This is a genomic window from Micromonospora arida (assembly GCF_042873195.1).
Lineage (GTDB): Bacteria > Actinomycetota > Actinomycetes > Mycobacteriales > Micromonosporaceae > Micromonospora > Micromonospora arida.
Map to the genome: position 1 here is coordinate 73695 of NZ_JBIALC010000014.1, position 21143 is coordinate 94837.

At 70.5% G+C, this 21143-nt stretch carries 20 protein-coding genes; 7 read left to right on the forward strand and 13 right to left on the reverse strand.

Going from position 1 to position 21143, the window contains the following annotated elements; all coding sequences use genetic code 11:
- Positions 1-8: 8 nt before the first annotated feature.
- Positions 9-728, forward strand: a complete 720-nt coding sequence (locus ACFYP0_RS29155; protein ID WP_124860667.1) for a tetratricopeptide repeat protein — start codon at positions 9-11, stop codon at positions 726-728.
- Here ACFYP0_RS29155 and ACFYP0_RS29160 read toward each other — a convergent pair.
- Genes ACFYP0_RS29160 through ACFYP0_RS29170 form a run of 3 tightly spaced genes read right to left on the reverse strand, consistent with a single transcriptional unit; the run spans position 725 to position 3539 of the window.
- Positions 725-1441 carry an NADPH-dependent F420 reductase gene (locus ACFYP0_RS29160; RefSeq protein ID WP_124860669.1) on the reverse strand — a complete coding sequence of 239 codons (717 nt, stop codon included), beginning with the start codon at positions 1439-1441 and terminating at the stop codon, positions 725-727. The two genes, ACFYP0_RS29155 and ACFYP0_RS29160, sit on opposite strands and share 4 nt — an antisense overlap.
- A gap of 27 nt (positions 1442-1468) precedes the next feature.
- Complete coding sequence (locus tag ACFYP0_RS29165; protein WP_124860671.1) at positions 1469-2497, reverse strand: LLM class flavin-dependent oxidoreductase; 1029 nt, start codon at positions 2495-2497, stop codon at positions 1469-1471.
- Positions 2490-3539: an LLM class flavin-dependent oxidoreductase gene (locus ACFYP0_RS29170; protein ID WP_124860673.1), complete on the reverse strand. Its 1050-nt coding sequence runs from the start codon at positions 3537-3539 to the stop codon at positions 2490-2492. The genes ACFYP0_RS29165 and ACFYP0_RS29170 overlap by 8 nt, the downstream gene beginning before the upstream one ends.
- A 109-nt stretch (positions 3540-3648) precedes the next feature.
- Between ACFYP0_RS29170 and ACFYP0_RS29175 the strand changes: the two genes are divergently transcribed.
- Positions 3649-4140, forward strand: coding sequence for a MarR family winged helix-turn-helix transcriptional regulator (locus tag ACFYP0_RS29175; protein ID WP_124860675.1), 492 nt, complete (start codon positions 3649-3651; stop codon positions 4138-4140).
- 16 nt (positions 4141-4156) lie between these two features.
- On the opposite strand, the gene ACFYP0_RS29180 is transcribed toward ACFYP0_RS29175, so the two are convergent.
- On the reverse strand, positions 4157-6589 hold the full coding sequence (locus ACFYP0_RS29180; RefSeq protein ID WP_124860677.1) for a DUF4132 domain-containing protein: 2433 nt from the start codon (positions 6587-6589) through the stop codon (positions 4157-4159).
- 1 nt (position 6590) lies between these two features.
- On the reverse strand, positions 6591-6983 hold the full coding sequence (locus tag ACFYP0_RS29185; protein ID WP_355498769.1) for a hypothetical protein: 393 nt from the start codon (positions 6981-6983) through the stop codon (positions 6591-6593).
- A gap of 306 nt (positions 6984-7289) precedes the next feature.
- Here ACFYP0_RS29185 and ACFYP0_RS29190 point away from each other — a divergent pair, with 306 nt between their 5' ends.
- From ACFYP0_RS29190 to ACFYP0_RS29200, 3 genes are read left to right on the forward strand one after another with little or no spacing between them, the layout of a single operon-like run.
- Positions 7290-9158 (forward strand): ABC transporter ATP-binding protein, encoded by a 1869-nt coding sequence (locus ACFYP0_RS29190; protein WP_124860755.1) that lies wholly within the window; start codon positions 7290-7292, stop codon positions 9156-9158.
- A 53-nt stretch (positions 9159-9211) separates the two neighbouring features.
- Complete coding sequence (locus ACFYP0_RS29195) at positions 9212-10345, forward strand: sensor histidine kinase (protein WP_355498772.1); 1134 nt, start codon at positions 9212-9214, stop codon at positions 10343-10345.
- The gene (locus ACFYP0_RS29200) at positions 10342-11004 is read left to right on the forward strand and encodes a response regulator (protein ID WP_124860681.1); all 663 of its coding nucleotides are present in this window, start codon (positions 10342-10344) and stop codon (positions 11002-11004) included. The genes ACFYP0_RS29195 and ACFYP0_RS29200 overlap by 4 nt, the downstream gene beginning before the upstream one ends.
- 99 nt (positions 11005-11103) lie before the next feature.
- Here the strand turns inward: ACFYP0_RS29200 and ACFYP0_RS29205 are convergent, their stop codons facing one another.
- The 3 genes from ACFYP0_RS29205 to ACFYP0_RS29215 form a co-directional block, all read right to left on the reverse strand.
- Positions 11104-11538, reverse strand: a complete 435-nt coding sequence (locus ACFYP0_RS29205; protein WP_355498775.1) for a DUF6223 family protein — start codon at positions 11536-11538, stop codon at positions 11104-11106.
- 155 nt (positions 11539-11693) lie between these two features.
- Positions 11694-12182: a nitroreductase/quinone reductase family protein gene (locus ACFYP0_RS29210; RefSeq protein ID WP_355498778.1), complete on the reverse strand. Its 489-nt coding sequence runs from the start codon at positions 12180-12182 to the stop codon at positions 11694-11696.
- A 183-nt stretch (positions 12183-12365) separates the two neighbouring features.
- A complete protein-coding gene (locus ACFYP0_RS29215; protein WP_355498780.1) occupies positions 12366-13130 on the reverse strand; it encodes a hypothetical protein in 765 nt (254 codons plus the stop codon).
- Positions 13131-13471: 341 nt separating this feature from the next.
- Between ACFYP0_RS29215 and argS the strand changes: the two genes are divergently transcribed.
- Entirely contained in the window at positions 13472-15190 is a 1719-nt protein-coding gene (gene argS / locus ACFYP0_RS29220; RefSeq protein WP_355498783.1) for an arginine--tRNA ligase, read from the forward strand.
- Positions 15191-15211: 21 nt separating this feature from the next.
- Here the strand turns inward: argS and ACFYP0_RS29225 are convergent, their stop codons facing one another.
- From ACFYP0_RS29225 to ACFYP0_RS29235, 3 genes are all read right to left on the reverse strand, one after another.
- On the reverse strand, positions 15212-15553 hold the full coding sequence (locus ACFYP0_RS29225; protein ID WP_112585316.1) for an ArsR/SmtB family transcription factor: 342 nt from the start codon (positions 15551-15553) through the stop codon (positions 15212-15214).
- Positions 15554-15742: 189 nt separating this feature from the next.
- On the reverse strand, positions 15743-16936 hold the full coding sequence (locus tag ACFYP0_RS29230; protein WP_355498785.1) for an endo-1,4-beta-xylanase: 1194 nt from the start codon (positions 16934-16936) through the stop codon (positions 15743-15745).
- 345 nt (positions 16937-17281) lie between these two features.
- A complete protein-coding gene (locus ACFYP0_RS29235) occupies positions 17282-18088 on the reverse strand; it encodes a PIG-L family deacetylase (protein WP_386998296.1) in 807 nt (268 codons plus the stop codon).
- Between the two features lie 201 nt (positions 18089-18289).
- On the opposite strand from ACFYP0_RS29235, the gene ACFYP0_RS29240 reads away from it, so the two are divergent.
- A complete protein-coding gene (locus ACFYP0_RS29240; RefSeq protein WP_355498791.1) occupies positions 18290-19195 on the forward strand; it encodes an alpha/beta fold hydrolase in 906 nt (301 codons plus the stop codon).
- 16 nt (positions 19196-19211) lie between these two features.
- Here ACFYP0_RS29240 and prfH read toward each other — a convergent pair whose 3' ends face one another.
- A complete protein-coding gene (gene prfH, locus ACFYP0_RS29245) occupies positions 19212-19829 on the reverse strand; it encodes a peptide chain release factor H (protein ID WP_355498794.1) in 618 nt (205 codons plus the stop codon).
- Positions 19826-21013 carry an RNA ligase RtcB family protein gene (locus ACFYP0_RS29250; RefSeq protein WP_355498797.1) on the reverse strand — a complete coding sequence of 396 codons (1188 nt, stop codon included), beginning with the start codon at positions 21011-21013 and terminating at the stop codon, positions 19826-19828. Before ACFYP0_RS29250 ends, prfH begins: the two co-directional genes overlap by 4 nt.
- Positions 21014-21143 lie beyond the last annotated feature (130 nt).

The window sequence follows — 21143 nt, forward strand, 5'->3', positions numbered from 1 at the left end:
GAAGACCTGTGACCTTCAGCGAGAACGTCCGCTCGGCTTTCCGGCGTGGCGAGACCGACGCCGTGGTGCGGATGAGCGAGGCCGAGATCGAGCGCGCCCAGGCGGCCGGTGACCTGGTGGGCGAGGTGGAGGCCCGGTACAGCCTCGCCCGGGTCGCCATTCGCGGCGGTGACCTGCCGGGGGGCGAGGCACGGGCCCGGGAGGCCCTCGCGGTGGCGCTGCGCTCCGGCGACCGGGCCCTGGAGGAACGACCGAGGCACGTGCTGGCCGGCGTGGCGAGGATGTCCGGTGACCTGCTCCGCGCTCGGGACCTGTACCGGGAGAGCATCGCGCTCAACGAGGCGCTCGGCCAACCCAAGACGGTCAACTCCGAATTCCACAACCTCGCGTTCTGCGAGTTGGGGCTGGGCAACCTGGACGTGGCCCGAACGCTGTTCGCCGAGAACCGCGAGCGGGTGTTCCGCAACCGCTGGGCCGACTTCGTGCCGTACGTCTGCGTCGCGGGTGCCGCGCTCGCGACCGCCGACGGGGACCACTCCCGCGCGGCCCGGATGATCGGCGTCGCCGATGCCGCGTTCGCGGCACTCGGCCAGGTGCCGGACCCGGACGACGCGGCGGACCTGGCCAGGATGCGCGCCGCCGCGACCGAGGCGCTGGGCCCGACCGGCTTCGACGAGCAGTACGCCGTGGGCCAGCGCCTCGAACCGCGGGCGGCGTTCGACGCTTAGGCAGCCTCGGGCGAGGTCGAGGCTCGGGCAGCGGTGATGATCCGTCCCCGCTCCGACTCTCCGAAGCGGTCGAGCATGGCGCGTACCTCGTCGGCGCTCACGTTGGCGCCGAACAACTCGCTGCCCGGCTCGAGTCGTACCCCCTCGGCCAACGGGCCGGCGACGACCGGATCGAAGCCGAGCGCGTCCACCAGGGCCGCGACCTCGGTGAGGTCGGCGTTGTCGTCGCCGGCGATCGCGATGGCCTTGCGGCCGGTCGCCCCCGCCGGCCGGGCCTCGTCCTCCAGGTCGTGATAGCCCATGTGGTTGAAGGCCTTCACGACGCGTGAGCCGGACAGGAACGCCTGGACGGTCTCGCTCGACGAGGTACGCGGGTTGGTGAGGTCGTCGCGGATGCCGTCGATCTCCCACCAGTAGTTCATGGCATCGACGACGAGCTTGCCGCGCAACGCGTCGGCGGGAACGCTGCGGTACTTGCCCAGGGGTAGGGCGAGGATGACGACGTCGGCGTCGGCCGCCGCGTCGACCGCCGTCGTGGCCTCGGCCCCCGGGGCGAGGACCTCGACGGTGAGGGCGATCTTCGCCGGGTCGCCGGAGCCGGCCACCCGTACCCGGTAGCCGGCGGCGACGGCGAGCCGGGCGAGCACCGTGCCCACCTTGCCGGCCCCGAGGATGCCGAGGGTCGCAGGCCGGCTCCGGTCGTTGTCGTTCATGTCGTCCTCTCGCTTGGAAAGTGCTGATCAGGCCAGCAGTTCGCGGACCATGGGGATCACCTTCGAGCCGTAGAGTTCCACGGCGCGCATCCGGGCGCTGGCCGGCTGCGCTCCGGCCGAGTAGATGAGGTCGAACCGGCCGACGCCGAGGCTGCGGATCGCACGGGCCATCCGGCGGGCCACCGTCTCCGGTGAACCGATGTAGAGGGAGCCGTTCTCCACCTCGGAGTCGAACTCCGGACGGCGGATCGGGGGCCAACCCCGCAGTTTGCCGATCCGGTCTCGCATGATCCGGTAGTGCGGCCAGTAGATCTCCTTGGCCTGCTCGTCGGTGTCGGCGATGAAGCCCGGCGAGTGCATGCCGACCGGGTGCGCGGTGGTACCGAGCTGATCGGCCGCCCGGCGGTACAGGTCGATGTAGGGCGCGAAGCGCTCGGGGGCGCCGCCGATGATGGCGAGCATGAGTGGCAGCCCGTACTGAGCGGTGCGGACGACCGACTGCGGCGAGCCACCCACACCGACCCAGGTGTCCAGGTGGCCCGATTCGGTCTTCGGGAACACGTCGGCGTTCTCCAGTGGGGCACGTAGGGTGCCGCTCCAGGTGACCGGCTTCTCGTCCAGCAACTTGACGAACAGTTCGATCTTCTCCTCGAACAGCGTGTCGTAGTCGCGCAGGTCGTAGCCGAAGAGCGGGAACGACTCGGTGAACGAGCCGCGACCGAGGATGACCTCGGCTCGGCCGTTCGAGAGCGCGTCCACTGTGGCGAAGCGCTGGAACACCCGTACCGGGTCGTCCGAACTCAGCACGGTCACGCCGGAGGCCAACCGGATCCGCGAGGTGCGGGTGGCGATTCCGGCCAGCACCGTCTCCGGCGTGGAGACCGAGTACTCCGGCCGGTGGTGCTCGCCCAGGGCGATGACGTCGACCCCGAGTTGGTCGGCGAGCACGGCCTCGTCGACGACCTGCCGGATCGCCGCCGCGTGGGAGACGAGCTTGCCGGCGTCGTCCTGCGGTACGTCGCCGAAGGTGTCCAGGCCGAACAGCAGATCAGACATGGTTGGGCTCCTTAGCCAGCAGCTCCCGGACCCGCGGCGCGACCTCACTGCCCAGCAGTTGGATGGTGCGCGCGCGTGCCTCGCGGGGCAGGTGCATGATGTCGTACTTCAGGTCGAAGCGGCTCAGTCGCAGGTCGCGAGCGACCTTGGCGATCTTCTGCGCCACCGTCTCGGGCGATCCGACGAAGAGCGCCCCGTGGTCGATTTCGGCCTCGTAGCGCGCGCGGTCTGGTTTGTAGAAGCCGCGTTCGGCGGCCAAGGCCGCCACGACCGGCTGCCAGTATCGCCACCACGTCTCCACCGCCTCCTCGTCGGTGTCTGCGACAAGGCCGAGTGAGTGCTGCCCGATTGGCTGCAGGGTATGCCCGAATTGTTCGAGCGCCCTGGTGTAGAGGTCGACGTGGCCGGCGAAGCGCTGGGGGCGCCCGCCGATGATCGCGAGCATGAGCGGAAGTCCGTGCCGGGCGGCGCGGATGACCGAATTTGGGCTTCCCCCGACACCGATCCAGGTCGGGATGCCGCCCGGCTGCATCCGTGGGTGCAGCCGCTGCGCTGTCAGTGGGGTTCGTACCGACCCGGACCAGGTGACCGGTTCGTCCTGCTGAAGCCGCAGAAAGAGGTCCAGCTTCTCCTCGAACAACCGCTCGTAGTCGGCCAGGTCGTAACCGAACAGCGGAAACGACTCGGTAGCGGATGCGCGGCCGAGGACAATCTGGGCGCGACCGTCGGAGACGGCGTCGAGGGTGGAGAACTCGTGGTAGAGCCGTACCGGGTCGTTGGTGCTGAGCACGGTGACCGAGGTGCCGAGGCGAATTCGCTCGGTCGCCGTCGCGGCCGCGGCCAGCAGTACGGGTGTGGCCGAGTCGTTGTGGCCCTCGCGGTAGTGCTCACCGACGCTGAACACATCGAGTCCGGCCGACTCCGCGAGCCGTGCCTCGTCCACGAGTAGCCGTACGGTCTCGGCGTCGCTCAGAACCCGGTCGCCGTCGGTGGCCACCTCCCCGAACGAGTTGAGCCCCAGCTCGAAGTCTGCAGCTGCCATCGTCTCCTCCTCCGTGCAATCCGCCGCCGGCCCACGGGAGCGGACCTACCGGTTGACGTGTCAATGATGCTAACTTGACGATTGACACGTCAATTCCCGGGAGAGTGAGATGACGGAGGCCACACCCGGCCGGCGGGGCGGACGACAGCTCCCGACCGCCGACGAGCTGCGAATCTGGCGGGACTTCATCGAGGCGACGGCAGCGCTCGGCTCCCGGCTCGAATCCCGACTACAGGGCGACTCCTCGCTCTCGACCGGGGACTACTCCGTGCTCCTCGCCCTCAGCGAGGCGGAGGGCCAGGCGATGCGGTCGTCCGAACTCGCCTCGCACATCGGGTGGGAGCGGAGCCGACTCTCCCACCACCTCGGGCGGATGGAGCGGCGCGGCCTGATCCGCCGCCAGGAGTGCGCCACGGTTCCCCGCGGGTCGGAGGTGCTGCTCACGGCGGCCGGCGCCGAGGCGTTCAGCGGAGCCACCTTTCCCCACCTGCGCGCCATCCGGGAGCTCTTCGTCGACGCCCTCACCCCGGATCAGATCGTCGCGGCGGGCGAGATCGCCACGGCGCTGCGAGCGCGGCTCGACGTCCTGGCGAAGGATTGATCACTGGGCTTCCCGGTCATCTGGCGAGCTGCCCGAGCACAGTGGTGTCGGTGATCGTGTCGTCGGCGGCCAACATGAACGCCTTGGACAGGATCGTCGACAACATGGGGTCGTCGTCGAAGGGCAGGTGCAGCCGGCCTGTGCGGTCGCGCGCCGCGACGATGCAGAGATAGGCGTCGTCGGGCTCCATCATGATGTTGCCGGACCCGAGGTGGATCCGGTAACTGCGGATGGTGCCGCGGACGTGCAGGTACCGTTCGGAAAGGCGCACCCGATCGGCGATGTTCGTGCGGGGCAGCAGCCGAGCCAGTGCGTCCTTGCGCACCTGCGCCGACGGGGTCAGCTCCGCGACGGCAGTGCTGTGCCAGTAGGCGTGGAAGCGATCCTCGCCGCGATCGGCCCACTGCGGGTCACTGGCGATCGAGGTGACGCCGACGAACAGGTCCACGTCCCGCATGGCCTCGCTGAACACCAGCGGTGGCACGTCGACGACCGGCGTCGGTTGCCAGGTCGCGCCGTCGCGTTGGGCGAAGCGGACCTGGTCGGTGGAGCAGAACTCGACGTCGTGGCGGCGTTCATCCGTGTTGGCGACCAGTTGGTGGTGGAACGATGCCCGCCACATACCACCGCCGAAGGGCTTTGTGGCTTCGCTCTCGTAGCCGCCGTCCCAGGTGCCGAGGTATCCGGCCTGCCAGCCACGGGCGCGGACGAGCGCGTTCGCCTGCCGGTAGCGCAGGATGTGCGCGGCGAACCGGTTGGAATAGGTGTGCGTCCGTTCCTCGGCGGGCGTGAGCAGGTAGACCTCTCGGAAGGCCTGCTTGAACGGCTGCGTCAGACCGGTGGCGAGGACGTGCTCCCGCCAGGCGAGGACCTCGTCCGTCGTCGCGCGGACGGGATGCCAGAGCCTGACCTGATCCCCCGGGGCGGCCCGACCCTCCAGGTCGGCGATCGTCCAACCGTCGCTGTCGCGTCGGGGCAGGCCCGCCGTCCACCGGTGGCCGTCGCTGCTGGTCTCCCACACCAACCGCCGCCCGTAGGTCGCGGTGATCGGGTGTTCGAGGTATCGGGCCGACCAGTCCGAGTACGACCAGATGCGCTCCTCGGACAGCAGCCCCTCCACCCGCTGGCGCTCGCCGGACAGCGTCGCGCCGACACTCTTGGCGAGGTCACGCAGTCGCTGGAGTTCGCCACCGTACGCCTGCTTCACCGCAGCCGGAACGCCCTTGAGCGCGACGGCGTCACGCGAGAAGGTCAGGCGCGCCTTTTCGCCGATCACCTCGACCGCCGCCTCGTACGGCCCGACCCCTGTGCACAGTCGACCGTCGGGGGCGAGCCCGTGGTCGTCGACGGCGAGCTCCATCACCTCGTTGAGCGACCACCCGCGCAGCGCCCCGAGGGTGGCCAGTGCGGTCTGGACGCGGCTCTGCACCGCCTTGTTCCGGACCGTGACCGCCAGCCTCGCCAGCGTGCGTAACGGCGCCTCGCCGTCGCGTCCCGCGAGCAGCTGAATGGCCGCCACCGCCGTCTTCTGGGCATGGGGGAAGCCCGGCGACTGTCGTGGCGCCGCCGCCGCGGCGGCGGTCACCCGCGCCAACAGGTCCGTCGCCCGCTCGTCCGGCTGGCGCGACAGCGCCCAGACCAGGCCGCGTAGGAGGCGGTCGGTGTCGTCGTGCAGGGGGACACCGTAGGCGGCGAATGCTTCCAGGATCGATTGCACGGCCGCGGTGCCGCCCGGCGCGGTGGCGAGGAGGTCGTCGACGCGGCGCTGCCACTTCGCTGGCGCTGTCGGCTTCTCCAACGAGGCGCAGTGCGCCAGCAACTCCGGCACGCCCGGCGCGGCGAGGACGACACCCAACTTGGCGCGGGCGAGCGGCCCGAACCCGTCTCCGTCGTGGAGCAGCCAGGACGGCACACTCCGGCCGGTGGCACGATCGAGGCCCGCACCGATCAGGAGGACAGCGCGTCGTCGAGGCTCCACTGCGACGAAATGGTCACCGACCAGTTCGCTGACGAGGGCGTCGAGGGCAGGCACCAGGTCGGCCAACTCGGCCGGCGCCAGGCGCGCGGCGACCACGGCCGGTAACTCCAGGTGCGCCCCGTTGTCGTAGCACTCGCCGCGTGCGCAGACCTCCAGGCACCAGACGAGATCCTCCCGCGTCCAGGGCAGCTCGCCGTCGGCGAGGCTCCGCACCACATCGTTGAGCGCGGTGGGAGTCGAACTGGTCGCCGACTCCAGGTGCATGGCCAGGGCGGCGCTACGGCGTAGCTCGACGGGCCACGTCTCGACCGCGCTCCACTCCGGCACGTTGGTCACCGAGTACCGCCAGTGGTAAGTGCTGGCGGCGTGCAGGACGGCCCTGATTCGAGCGTCCGCCTCGGCGAGACTGAACTCCACCCGACGTCGGTCCGCCTCGGTCAGGACGGGGAGAAGCGCTGCCCAGTCAGCCATGTCAGCCACCCACCAGCGGGACGAGCCGTACGAACGCCACGTCCGGGTCGGCCAGCAGATCGATCTCCTCGTCGAGGTCCTCGATCTGGCGGTGCCCGACCAGCAGCAGGAAGCCGTTGCGGGCGAAGGCCTTACAGGCGGCATCCGCCTGCTGCTCCCAGTCGAGCCGCCTGCCCGAGGTGACCCGGTAGCCGTTCAGGGTGGCCTCCGTGTCGGTTGGCTGAACCAATCCCCGGAAGTGCTCGGACTGCTGGGCGTTGAACCGGGCAACCTCCTCGCGGACGCGTAGCCGGACCAACTCCCGAGCGGAGATGCGCTCCGGCAGCCCGGTCAACGGCCAGTGGTCGATGGCCTTCCCTGTCGCTGTCTCGTCCCGAACGATCACCGTGGCCATGCCGCCATGCTCCTTGCTGTGAGGGGAGCGCGATCATGGCACGGGCGTCCGACGCGATGGAGTGGCGCCGCATCCGGCCACCACGTCATCCATGACAATTAGTGACCGGTCAATTGCTAAGGGCTATGCCCGGGTGGTCCAATCCTCCAGGAACCCGCCAATCCGCCTGCGCTGGCTGAGACGGCAACGGCAGCCGCCCCGGGAGGTACGACCATGATCGAGACCGCCACCGCAGAGGCTCGCCGCGTTCGACCGGGCCAACCCGGCCCGGGGCGTACCGAGTCGGTGCTGCCGGAACTGCGGGAGATGTGGTGGGAGACGGGGGTACGGGCGCGCGCGGAGGCCGGCGTCTTCGCCGTCTTCGCGGAGCTGCCCAGGCTCGTCTGGACAGCCATCGGTATCAGTTGGCGCGCGGACCGGCTCCGTACCGGTGTGGTGGCCGCGGCCACGGTCGGCGCGGGGGTGATGGCGGCCTTCGGCCTGTTGGCCACGCAGCGGGTGTTGGTGGAACTGTTCGCCGGCGGACCGACCGCGGACAAGGTTCGGGCGGCGCTGCCCGCGTTGGCCGTGCTGGCGGCGACGGTCGCGCTCCGCGCCGGGATGGGCATCGCCACCGGGTACGCGCAGAACGGCTTGACGCCACGGGTGAGCCGTGAGGTGGAGCGGGGCCTGTTCGAGGTGTCCACAGCGGTCCGGTTGGAGGCGTTCGACGCCGACGCGTTCGCCGATGACATGGAACGCGCCTCGCGCGGCACCGAGTCGACGATCGGGCTGGTGCAGGCGTCGATGAACCTGCTCGCCGGGTTGGCCGGGCTGCTCGCCGTGGCGGCCGCCGTCGTCATCATCCATCCGCTGCTGCTGCTGGCGCTGCTGGTCGCCACGGTGCCCAACGCGTGGGCGTCGTTGCGGGCCGGGCATCTGCGCTACCAGACGTACACCGCCGGATCGGTGCGTCGACGTCGACTGTGGCTGCTGCACAAGTTGATGGCCGAACGTGCCTCGGCCCCGGAGTTGCGCTCCTACGGGCTGCGCCGGTTCCTGCTCGACCAGTACGACCGGGTGATGCAGGTGGAGACCGACATCCAGCTTGCCCTCGCCCGGCGGGTCACCACGACCACCACGGTCGGAGCCGTCGTCGGTGGCCTCGCGACCGGCACCGTCTACGCCCTGCTCGGGTTGCTGCTCCTCGACGGGCAGATCCCGCTCGCCGCCGCGGCGACCTGCGTCATCGCGGTGCAGTCCGCGCAGCGGTCCCTGGCCATCGCCACCTTTCAGGTCGACCACGTCTACACCGAGGGGCAGCACTTCGGCGACTACACCGGGTTCATGACCCGCGCCGACGCCTACCTGCCGACCAGCACCGGATCCGTTGCCGCGGCCGATCCTGAGCGGCTGCGGGAGTTGACCGTCAACGAGGTGAGCCTGCGCTACCCCGATCGGGACGACCCCGCCGTCGACGGCGTGACGTTGACGATCACCGCCGGGCAGACTGTCGCGTTCGTCGGGGAGAACGGCTCGGGCAAGACGACCCTCGCCGCGATGATCGCCGGCCTTCGCGTACCCAGCGAGGGCAGTATCGAGTGGAACGGCCGCCCGTTGTCGGACTGGAACGTCGACGGGCTGCGCGCCCGGATCGCGGTGGTGACGCAGGAATACCACAAGTGGCCGTTCACCGCGGCCACGAACATCGCCATCGGCGACGTCGACAGCGAGGCCCGGCAGGATCGCATCGAGGCCGCCGCCGGCCGCGCCGTCGCCCACGACATGATCAATGAACTTCCGCACGGGTACGAGACGCTGCTCGACCGGACCTTCGCGCGAGGCCAGGACCTCTCCGGTGGGCAGTGGCAGCGCATCACCGCGGCTCGCGGGTTCCTGCGCGACGCCGAGCTGCTGATCATGGATGAGCCGTCCTCCGCGCTCGACCCCCGCGCCGAGGACGCCCTGTTCCAGACCATCCGGGACCGGAGAGGTCGTGCCACCACGATCCTCATCACGCACCGGCTCGCCAACGTCCGGCACGCCGACCGGATCTTCGTCCTGCACCACGGCCGGCTCGTCGAGGCCGGCACACACGCCGACCTCGTCGCCACCGGCGGCCGGTACGCCGAACTGTTCGCCCTCCAGGCCGCCGGCTACGACGCGAACCTGGCCGAGGGCCACCGGCACACCTGAACCGTCCAGTCGGACCTTCTCCCGCTGGATCGCGGGAGGCTAGGCTTCGGCCCATGTCAGGGTGGCGGGGCCGGACGGCGGACGTGGCCCTGGTGCCCGCCGTGGGTCTGGTCGCCGTCACGGGCCTGGTGGTGCAGTCGCGCGGCATCGACGCCGCCGCCGAATGGGCGGCGCTGCTGGCGGTGCTGCTCTCCACCGGCGCGCTGTACGTCCGCCGCCGCCACCCGGTGCTGGTGGGCGTCGTGGCGCTGGCTGCCATCGGCGCGTACGGAGCGTTGCTGCACCGGCCCGGCCCGATCATGTTGGTGTTCGTCGCGGCGCTCTACACCGTCGTCGACGAGGGATATCTCGCGGTCGCCATCGGGCTCGGTCTCGCCTCGGTGATCGCCTTCGCCGTGGCGGACAGCTACAACCGGTCCCCGAACTCCATGAACGGGGCGACCCTGCTGCACGCCGGTTGGCTCGTCGCGGTCATCGTCGGCGTGACCCGCAACCGCCGCGCCTACCTCGCCGAGGCGCAGGCCCGAGCGGTCGTCGCCGAGCAGCGGATGGAGGAGGAGGCCCGGCGACGGGCCACCGAGGAGCGGCTGCGCATTGCCCGGGAGTTGCACGACGTGCTCGGCCACCACCTGTCGTTGATCAACGTGCAGGCCAGCGCCGCGTTGCACCGACCCGACCCGGTCCGGTCCGAGCAGGCCCTCACCGCGATCAAACAGACCAGCAAGGAGACGTTGAGTGAGCTGCGCGCGACGCTGGGCGCACTGCGCCAGGCCCCGGCGGTCGCGCCCGCACCCGGCCTGAACCGCCTCGGTGATCTGATCAGGACGGCCGCCCGGCCGGAGTTGGAAATCCGCACCGAGTTGGCCGAGACGCGGTCGCTACCGCCGGAGGTCGATCTGGCGGTGTATCGGATCGTCCAGGAAGCGCTCACCAACGTGGCGCGTCACGCGCGTGCCACCACCGCGGTGGTCCGGGTCCGGCCCGATCACGACGACGTGCTCGTGGAGGTCGAGGACGACGGCACCGGCCAGCCGGGTTCGCCGGGCAGCGGGATCCGCGGAATGCGGGAGCGGGCACGGGCACTCGGCGGTTCGTTGACCACTGGCGCGCAGCCGGACGGGGGCTTCCGGGTCTGCGCCCGTCTGCCGATGCGACCCGACCCGGCATCGGTGGGGGAGCAGGCGTGATCCGGCTGCTTCTCGTCGACGACCAGACCCTCGTACGCGCCGGCTTCCGGTCCATCCTCGACGGTGAGGACGGTCTCGAGGTGGTCGGCGAGGCTGCCGATGGATTCGAAGCGGTGCGGCTGGCCCGGCAACTGCGACCCGACGTCGTCCTCATGGACATCCGGATGCCCGGGCTCGACGGCCTGGCCGCCACTGGTGAGATCGTCGCGAACTCCGATGCTCGCGTCATCATTCTGACCACGTTCGACCTGGACGATTACGTCTACGACGCGCTGCGGGCCGGTGCCAGCGGCTTCCTGGTCAAGGACACCGAGCCAGCGGAGTTGATCCACGGAGTGCGGGTGGTGGCCCGGGGCGACGCGCTGATCGCGCCGTCGATCACCCGGCGGTTGATCGCCGAGTTCGCGGCCCGGGCCAGGCATCCCGACCCCGGGCCGCGACTGAGCGTGCTCACCGAGCGGGAGCGTGAAGTGCTGACGCTGGTCGCCGCCGGCCTCTCCAACGACGAGATCGCGGCGCGGTTGGTGCTGAGCCCGGCGACCGCCAAGACACATGTCAGCCGGATCATGACCAAGGCCCATGCCCGGGACCGAGCCCAGTTGGTGATCCTCGCCTACGAGTCCGGTCTGACCGTGCCGGGTTGGCTCGCTCGCTCCTGAGCACCACCATCGGCTGGTCGGCCGAAACGACCACCGGCGGGGCAGCCTCCGGATGGAACGAGATCAGCCCGGCCGATCCCGCGCCGGGACCGGTCAGGGTCAGCCCGCCAGGCGGCCGGTGCGGCGGGCGCGAAGCAGGGCCAGCCCGCCGAGCACCACGCCGGCCAGCCCGACCGCCAGCGCCACATAGGCCCCGCCTCGCCCGTTGCCCGTGCCGATGCCACTGTCGGAGGTGGCCACCACCAGCCCGCCGAGCGCCATGCCGATCACCCCCGTCGCCAGGGCCAGGACGGCTCCGCGGCTTCCCGAGCCGGTACCGAGCCGACTCGCGGGACGGGCCAGGGCCAGTCCTCCGATGATGGTGCCGACCAGCCCCAGCAGGACGGCCGCACTGGCGCCGAGGCGCCCGGAACTCATGGAGAGAGCAGCGGCGGCGGTCGGCTGGGCCAGGAGGTGCGCGGCTGTCGGTGCGGCCAGTTCGGTTCCTCCGAGCGGCGCGACGACGGCGGCGGCGAGCAGGTGACGGATGGACATCGTGGATCCCCTCGGTCGCGTGACGGTACGGGTGGCAGCCTAGGAAGCGAACCACTGGTGAGTCGTCATGCCGGAGTTGCCGATGGACCTACCACCCGGGGTGTACGCCCTCGGGACGTCGTACCGCCGCAGTTGACTCCCGGCCTGGCAGCGCATCACGACGTTGGGGAGTCGCCCTCCGATCTGGGCTCCAGCACCACCACTGTCGTTTCGGACGATCGCCGCGCAGCATGGGCGTCGAAGTTCTTGTCGGCCTCGCGCCAGCGTGGCCACAGTCGTTTCCGCTCGTCGTCGGTGGCGACGCGGCCACGCACCAGCCGCCGTCCGTCGACCAGATCGACTGACGCGTCCGGGTGCGCTCGAAGGTTGAGCCACCAGGCAGGGGCGCCCTCACCCCAGCCGTTCATCGCCACGCCGACCAGGTTCGGGCCGTCCTCGAAGTACGCGAGAATGACGCTGCGCTGCTGGCCGGTGCGGCGTCCGGTCGTGGTCAGTCGCAGCGTGCCCCACCGGTGCTCGCGCGGTCGCCACAGCCCGACCCGGCTGCCGGTGACCCGGTACAGGCCCCGGTGCACCGACCAGGCCAGTCGGATGAACCACCGCGGCGGGAGCCACGGCGCCTTCGTTTCCTGACCGTCCGACATGACGACCTCCTCCACCGACCAACGCTGATGGCCCGGGTGGCTGCGTCACGCGGTCGCGGTCGCCACAGTGGACCGAGATCCTCAAGTCTTCCGGCGCGACCGCGACTCGCGTCCGCGTGTCCATGATCCGACTGAGGATCGAACCGATCGGTGGAAGCCCCGCTTCGGTGGCGGGCGGGCGGATTACCGCTGCCAGGCGTCGATGGTGCGTACGCCGTCGCGGACAACTCGGTCCAGGATGGCGGGGTTGCCGCTGGTGCCCTCCCACCCCTGGTCGTCGAGGACCGTCACCGCGCTGTCGACGCGGGCCACCGCGATCTGGCTGGACGCCGTGTCGCCGGTGCGTTCGCCGTTCAGGCTCGTCTCGGGCCAGGTCCGGGTCAGCAGCAACGCCTCGTCGCCGACCCCGGGCAGTGCCTGACTCTTGACGGTGACGCGGATTCCGGCCTGGTCGTACGAGGGGCACGCCTGCACGCCGGTGCGGAGACGGCCCAGGTAACCCGAGGCGCCGTCGCCGTCGAAGGTGAAGATGGTCTGGTGGATCATCCCCTGCGGCACGTTGCTGTAGGGCTCGCCGGCCTTCTGATAGGTGACGGTCATCGCGGCGCTCGCGGTGACCTGCCGGCCGCCGGTGCGGAACTCGTTGCCGCACAGCTTCGGCAGGGCCTCCTCGACGGGCGTCGTCCGTCGCGGAGACTTCCGCAGCTCGGCGGGCAACTCGACGAAAGCCGAGGTCGGGATGGTCACCGGGGTGCTCGCGCTCGGCGATGGAGGCTCTGTCGGGGGCGCTGACGCCGACGCGGTGGCCGGTGCGGTGGTCGCCGGGGCCGAGCCGGGCGGATCCTCGGTGGTGGTGCAGGCAGCGGCGAGCGTGACGGCGCCGAGAAGCGGGAGCAGCGCGAGCGCGCGTCGCGTACGGGTCACCGGCAGTGGTGTGTATCGGCTCATCGTCACCCCTCGTCTGTCCCTGGGCAGTTCCCTGCCCGGTGTCCAACGAAACGACCACGCCCCGGGCATCGACCGGAGCACTGGAATCGAGGTGTCGTCGCGTCGGCCGGGCCGCTAGGCTGCCCCGCATGACCAGCGTGATCGCTCAGTGCACCGGACTGTCGTGTGACGTCCAGGTCGGTGCGCGGCGACGCCGGCGATCCGTCGCCCGCCCACGCTGACCTGTTTCCTGCGACCGGCGGATCGAGCCGCCGGTCGTTCGCTGGTCGTCCTCGGTCCGCCCGTATCTCCCCGTCAACGGCTCGCGTGACAGCGCGGGTCCGAGCGAGATCGGCGTACTCATGGATCTTGAAAAGTTGTTGTCCGACCGGCTGGCACCGGCGTTCGCGGCGGTGGCCGGCGGCCCGGTCGACCCGCTCGTGCGGCGGTCTCCGCGTGCGGACTTCCAGTCCGACGCGGCGCTGGCCCTGGCCCGGCGGCTCGGCCGGCCGCCGCGCGACATCGCCGCGGCGGTGCTGGCGCTCGCGGTGCTCGACGACGTCGGCGTATCCGCGGAGGTCTCCGGGCCGGGTTTCCTCAACCTGACGGTTGCCGACGGGGCCCTGGCCGACCTGGTCGCCGGGCTGGCCGGTGACGCCCGGCTCGGCGTGCCGCCGACGGCGACGCCGCAGACCGTGGTGGTCGACTACTCGGCGCCCAACGTGGCGAAGGAGATGCACGTCGGCCATCTCCGTTCCACAGTCATCGGTGATGCGGCGGTGCGGCTGCTGGACTGGCTCGGGCACCGGGTGGTGCGGGTCAACCACCTGGGCGACTGGGGGACGCCGTTCGGCATGCTGATCGAGCACCTGATCGACCTCGGTGAGACCGAAGCCGCGCAGAACCTGTCGATGGGGGACCTGGACACCTTCTACCGGGCGGCCCGGGTGAAGTTCGACGTCGACGAGGCGTTCCAGGAACGGTCGCGGCTGCGGGTGGTCGCGTTGCAGAGCGGTGACGAACGGACCCGCCGGTTGTGGCGGCTGCTGGTGACGCAGTCCGAGCGGTACTTCCTGACCGTGTACGACCTGCTCGACGTGACGTTGTCCGGGACCGACTTTCGGGGCGAGAGCGCCTACAACGACCTGCTCGCGGGCGTCGTCGACGACCTGGACCGGCTGGGGCTGCTGCTGCCCAGCGGTGGGGCCGAGTGCGTCTTTCCGCCCGGGTTCACCGGCCGGGACGGCGAGCCGTTGCCGCTGATCGTGCGCAAGAGTGACGGTGGGTACGGCTATCCGGCCACCGACCTGGCCGCACTGCGGCAGCGCGTCGGCGAGCTGGGCGCGACCCGGCTGCTGTACGTCGTCGGCCTACCGCAGCGGCAGCACTTCGCGATGGTGTTCGCCGTCGCTGAGGCGGCCGGCTGGCTCTGCCCACCGGCCCGCGCTGAGCACCTGGGCTTCGGGTCCATCCTCGGCACCGACGGGCGGATGCTGCGCAGCCGGGCCGGTGAGTCGGTGAAGCTGGTCGGGCTGTTGGAGGAGGCGGTCGCCCGTGCCACCGACCTGGCCCGGAGCAGGAACCCGGATCTGGCCGCCGAGACCGCTGACGAGATCGGCCGCGCGGTGGGCATCGGCGCCATCAAGTACGCCGACCTGTCCGTCGACCGGACCAAGGACTACGTCCTGGACTGGGAACGGATGTTGGCGATGGACGGCAACACCGCTCCCTACCTCCAGTACGCGTACGCCCGGATCCGGTCCGTGCTCCGGCGGGCCGGGACCGCCGTGCGGCCGGACGCGCCCATCGTGGTGGCGCAGCCGGCGGAGCGCGCGCTCGCGGTCGAGCTGCTCGGCTTCGCCGCTGTGGTCGGCGAGCTGGAGCGGAGTCTCGAGTTTCACCAGCTCGCCGGTTACCTGCACCGACTCGCGACCGCGTTCAACGCGTTCTACGAGCGCTGCCCGGTGTTGCGTGCCCCGGATGAGCTGCGGGAGAGTCGGCTGCTGCTGGCCGAGCTGACCGCCCGGACCCTGCGGCAGGGGCTGCACCTGCTCGGCATCCGCACGTTGGAGCGGATGTGACGAGCCGGCCTTCCGGCCCGGTCAGCGGGCCCTCTTCGTTGCCCGCTTCCGGGGCGGCGTCAACAGGTCGGCGATCTGCGCGATCGCGGCGGGCACCAGGCGGTAGTACGCCCAGACCCCGCGCTTGTCGCGTTCGAGTAGGCCGGCCTCGGTGAGGATCCGAAGGTGATGACTCACCGTCGGCTGGGAGAGATTGAGCGCCGCAGTGAGGTCACTCACGGAGGCCTCACCTTCCGGCGCGGACTGGATCAGGCTGAGCAACCGGAGTCGCGCCGGATCGGCGAAGGCCTTCAGCACCCCCGCTAGCCGCTCGGCATCGGCCCGCTTGATGGGATCGCCGGTGAGCGGCGAGATCGCAGGCATGGCAGTTTTCGCAGTTCCCACGCCTGCCATAGTGACACCAACACCATCAATAAACCGGCAGATCCGGCACCAGCCCTCCGATGGCGTCCGGATGGCGCGATGGAACCACCGAACGTGAGTCGAACGTCGACGTCCGTGGTGGCACACGGGCCGTGTGGAGCTTCGGGAAGCTCCACACGGCCCTCTGCGTCAACGGCGGGGCTTGGGTGCGATGCGGGGCAGGACGTACGGCGGCCCTGCGAAGATCAGGTCGGACTTCAATTCCTGGTACGCCCGCTTGGGCTGGTAGTTCTCGTCGTAGATGGTGGCCAGGCCCTCCGGCGGGTCGTCGAACCAGCCCGGCACCCACGAATGGTTGTCACTGAAACCCCAGACCGTGTACGACAGGCAGCTCCGCACCGCGAGGCACGCCTTCATCAGCACGCTGAAGTTTGCGGCCGACGCCTGTAGCCGGGGGTTGATCTCCTCCGAGTTGCCGGCCTGGACGCCCTCCGTCAGCTGGCTGCGGACGTCGACCTCGGTGAACGCGGTCGCGACGCCGAGCCCGCTGAACTTCTTCAGCGCGGCGGTCACCTGGAGGGTGTCGAAGTTGCCGTACTGGGTGCCCAGGTGGCCCTGGGCGCCGACACCGTCGATCGGGACGCCCTGGGCGCGCAGGCTCTTGGTCATGTCGTACACGAACTGGGTCTTGTCGTCCGCCGGGTTGCCCGAGCCGAACGCCTCGATGTTGTAGTCGTTGTAGAACAGCAGGGCCTTGGGGTCGGCGGCGCGCGCCCAGCGGAACGCGTCGGCGATGTAGCCGGGCCCGAGGTTCTGCGCCCAGAAGCCCTTGTAGTGCAGGGTCGACGGGGTGTCCCACGGGTCGCTGACCGCCTCGTTGACCACGTCCCACTGCCAGATCTTGCCCTTGTAGCGGTTCACGACGGTGGTGATGTGCTTGCGCAGCAGCTCGCGCAACTCCTGCTTGCTGACGGAGCCGTCGGCGACGCCGCTGGTCAACCAGGCGGGCAACTGGTTGTGCCAGACCAGCACGTGACCGCGCACGCTCTGCCGGTTGCGCTTGGCGAAGTCGACGAACTCGTCGGCCGGACCCCAGTTGTAGGTGCCGCGGGTGGGCTCCAGGCTCTCCCACTTCATCACGTTCTCGGCGGTGACCGAGGCGAACTCGGAGGAGGCCAGCTTGCGGTACTGCGGGTCGCTGGCGTCGTTGAGGGCGTCCATGCTGACCGCGGTGCCGACGTGCAGGCCATGGCGCAGGCCGAGGGTGCCGAGGCTCTGCGTCGTGGGGTCGTACGGTCGACTCGCGGTCGCCGGCACCGTGTTCAGCGTGGCGATGGTCGCGACGGCGACCAGGCCGACGGTCGACCACTGTCTTAACTTCATGTGCCTGCCCTTCCAGACGATCAATAGATAGATGTCGATCTAGGAGGTGAGGGTTCGGTGTTGACGGGCGGGAAGCCGATTGGGTCGGGTGACGCCGGTAGTTCCGGCCGGAAACCGGAAACTTGCTCGAAACGTTAAGCCGATCGATGTCTGGGCGTCAACGCTGAAAACTTCCGGAAATTCATCACATGACCTGCCCAGCGCTGAGTGGCCAGCGGTCGAAACTTTCGGTGGCCGGCGACCGGCGGCCGGCGACCGGTTCGCTTGGTGAGGTCATCGCGGCGCACGCCGCAGGCATCGTCGGCCCGGTGGCCGACGATGCCTGGTGGCGCTACGGAAGAGTGATCAGCGCAGACCGGCGAAGAGGTCGTCCTCGGGGGTCGGCGCGCCCGTCCGGTCCCGGACCCGCACGAAGGTCTCCACGCCCATCAGCTCGGTGAACCGTTCCTGGCCCAGTTGCAGGAAGAAGATGTTCTCGGTCTGACTGGCGTGCGTGGCCAGCGCGTCGAACTTCTGCGCGCCGTACTTGCTCGTGTCGACCCAGGTGGTGATCTCGTCGTCGGGCAGGCCGAGCTGCGGCCCCGGCTCCGTCGCCGCGTCCGGCTCGGCCCACTCGACGCCGAGCTCCTTCATGATCCGGCCGAACTCCGCGAACGCCGTAACCGGCACCGTGGTCCAGTAGACCTTCGCCGGGACGTCCGTCTGCTCGACGGCGGCCATGGTGATCCGATGGGCCTGGATGTGGTCCGGGTGGCCGTAGAAACCGTTCTCGTCGTACGTGACGATCACGTCCGGCTGGTACTGCCGAATCAGCTCGGCGAGCCGGGCCGCCGCCTCGGACACCGGTGTCGTCCAGAACGCGCCGGGCAGGTCGTTGGTGGGCCAGCCCATCATCCCGGAGTCGGCGTACCCGAGCGTCTCCAGGTGGGTGACCTTCAGCGTGGCGCAGCTGGCCTCCAACTCGGCCTGGCGCATCGCCACCACGGCCGCCGGGTCGTGCCCCTCCTCGCCCGGCTTGACCCCACCCGGGCCGTCCCCACATCGCCCGTCGGTGCAGGTAACCAGCACGGTGGTGACCCCCTCGGCGGCATAGCGGGCAAGGACGCCGCCGGTGCTCGTCGCCTCGTCGTCGGGGTGGGCGTGCACCGCCATCAGGGTCAGAGGTCACTCAGCCATGCCATCACCCTACGGTCATCCGGCTACGGCCCCACGACCTCCATCGGGAACGGGCATCGTACCCAGCTCGGCCTCCGTCCAGCGGTCCTTTCGTGAACGGCGCGCAGGCTCCGGGCGGGTCGCTAGATTCGGGCCTGATCGGCACATCCGAGCAGGTCCGGACGCAGGGAGAAGTCGATGGCAAGGGCCACTGGCGGGTTCACTGACCTGCGACAGGTCGACGCCGGAGTCCTGAACGTCGGATACGTGGACGCCGGGCCGCCCGACGGGGACGCGGTGATCCTCCTGCACGGGTGGCCCTACGACATCCACAGCTTCGCCGACGTCGTGCCGCTGCTCACCGCCGCCGGTCAGCGGGTCGTCGTCCCGTACCTGCGGGGCTACGGCACGACCCGGTTCCTCTCCGACGACACCATGCGAAACGGTGAACCGGCGGCCATGGGGCTCGACCTCATCGCCCTGATGGACGCCCTGAACATCGGCACCGCGAAGCTCGCCGGGTTCGACTGGGGCGCACGGACCGCCGATGTCGTCGCCGCGCTGTGGCCCGAACGCTGCCGGGGTCTGGTCTCGGTGAGCGGTTACCTGATCGACGGGCAGAAGTCGGGCACCGTCCCGTTGCCGCCGAAGGCGGAGTTCGCGTGGTGGTACCAGTACTACTTCGCCACCGAGCGCGGTCGGGAAGGGTACGACAAGAACCGGCGCGACTTCGCCAAGCTGATCTGGCGCACCGCGTCCCCCCAATGGGCGTTCGACGACGCGGCGTTCGACCGCAGCGCGGCGGCGTTCGACAACCCCGACCACGTCGACATCGTCATCCACAACTACCGCTGGCGGCTGGCCCTCGCCGACGGCGAGCCGCAGTACGAGGAGATCGAGGAGCGGCTGGCCGCGAAGCCGAAGATCACGGTGCCCAGCATCTCGCTGGAGGGCGATGCCAACGGTGCGCCGCACCTGGAGCCCACCGTCTACGGCAAGCAGTTCGCCGGCCCGTACGAGCACCGGACCGTCGGGGGCGGTGTCGGGCACAACCTGCCGCAGGAGGCGCCGCAGGCATTCGCGGACGCGGTGCTGGAGGTCTGAGTCGCTAGCCTCCCGGTCACCGGGGCGTCGGACGTTCCACCCGCACCGGATCGCCGCGAACCAGCCCGTCGTGGATGCGCCACCGGGCGGTGGTGACGGCACGCCGCGTCGCCTCGTCGCCCTGCTCGATGCGTTGGCGCAGCAGGTCCAGGGCGATCCGGCGGTTGAGGCTGAACTGCCGTTCCTCGTCCACCACGACCACCAGGCCGGATGGGCGGTGCGTTGCGCGTACCGCCGTGCTGGCCTTGTTCCGGTGCTGACCACCCGGCCCGCCGGTGCGGCAGGCGACAATGTCGACGTCCGCCTCGCGAAACGTCGTCGGCGGGGCGTCGCGTTCGGGCGGCTGGGCGGTGACGTACCAGTTCTTCCGGCCGGTGCCCGACCGGTACGGGCTCGGGGCCTGCCAGCACAGCGTCCCGGTCCACGAGGCGGCGAACGCCTCGGCGTCGACGCCGGAGATCCGGATCAGGACCGACCGGTAGGTGCCGGCGCGGTCACCGGGCACCGCCTCGACCTGCTGGATCGTCAGACCTCGGCGGACGCCCTCGCCCCGCAGACGGTGCAGCAGTTGACTCAGTGCCCAGGCGCACTCCTGCGGCCCACGCCCGGCCGACAACAGCAGGGACGTGGTCACGAGCGGCCTCGCCGGCCGCGGTGGCCCCGCCGCTCCGAGCCTGCGGCGGACCCGAGGTCGGGCGTCTTGTAGGTGACCAGGGGCGTCGTGCTGACCACCGGTGTGGCCAGCCGGTGCTCGACCAGATCGGCGATCACCTGCTCGATGCGCTTGTACGCCGTGGGCGCCTCCTCGAAGAGCAACTGCCGGTCACCGCACACCACCAGCGAACCCACCGGGGTGCGGCGTAGCTCCTCGACAGTGTGCTTGGCCCGGCCCCGCCGCAGGGCGTCGGCGCGCGACATCTTGCGGCCGGCACCGTGTGCCACCGAATGGTTGGCCTCCGGCCCGGCGTGCGCGGCCACCAGGTAGGACGCCGTTCCCCGGGTACCGGCGATGAGGACGTCGCGCCCGTCACCCGGCGCCGCGCCCTTGCGGTGCAGGTAGATCCCGTCCCGGACCTCGACCAGGTTGTGGCACTGGTCGACGATCGGCGCGGTGGGCGCGGCTCCCAACGCGTGTGCCACCCGGGCGGCCAGCACCCGGCGGTTGAGCGAACCCCAACGCACGGCGTCGTCGTGCATGCCCAGGTAGGCGGCGGGGTCGCGCGCCGCCCCGGCGCCGTGGACCTCGGTGTGCGCCCGCAGGATCCGCTCGCCCAGACCACGGGAACCGCTGTGCACGATCAGCACGAGATCGCCCGCGTCGAGTCCGAGTCGGCCCGCGTGCCGTACGTCGAAGACGGTGTCGACGCGGGCCAGTTCCACGAAGTGGTTGCCGCGGCCCACCGTCCCGAGGCCGTCCAGGTGACCGGCCGGAACGTCACCGTCGACGGCGGCCCAGGCGGGGTCGTCGGCGTCGCGCACCGGGTCGAGCGCCTGGTCCAGGTCGGGGAACCGGGCGGCGAGCCGTTCCGGTACGGCGCGCTTGAGCTTGATCGGAAACACGGCGATGCCGCAGCCGATGTCGGAGCCCACCAGGAACGGGTACAGCACTGTCGACGCCATGGCCGCGCCGATGGGCGCGCCCTTGCCGGGATGCAGGTCCGGCATCGCGGCGACGTGCCGCATGCCGTCCAGGGCGGCGACCTGTTGGCACTGTGCGAGCGCATCGGACTCGATCCAGCTCGCGGGAGAGGCGAACACCGTGACGGTGGCCGGGGCGGACGGGGGCAGGGGCTCCCGAGGGAGGTGGTGCTGGGACAAGGAGGCTCATCTCTGGCTGCGAACGTGAAAGCGGACGGCGTCACGGCCCCCGGGAGGCATCACCGGTGGCGCGGAGCAGGGGGGTGGAGTCCGTCAGTACGTCATGGACGTCACTCTGGCCGAGCCGCGC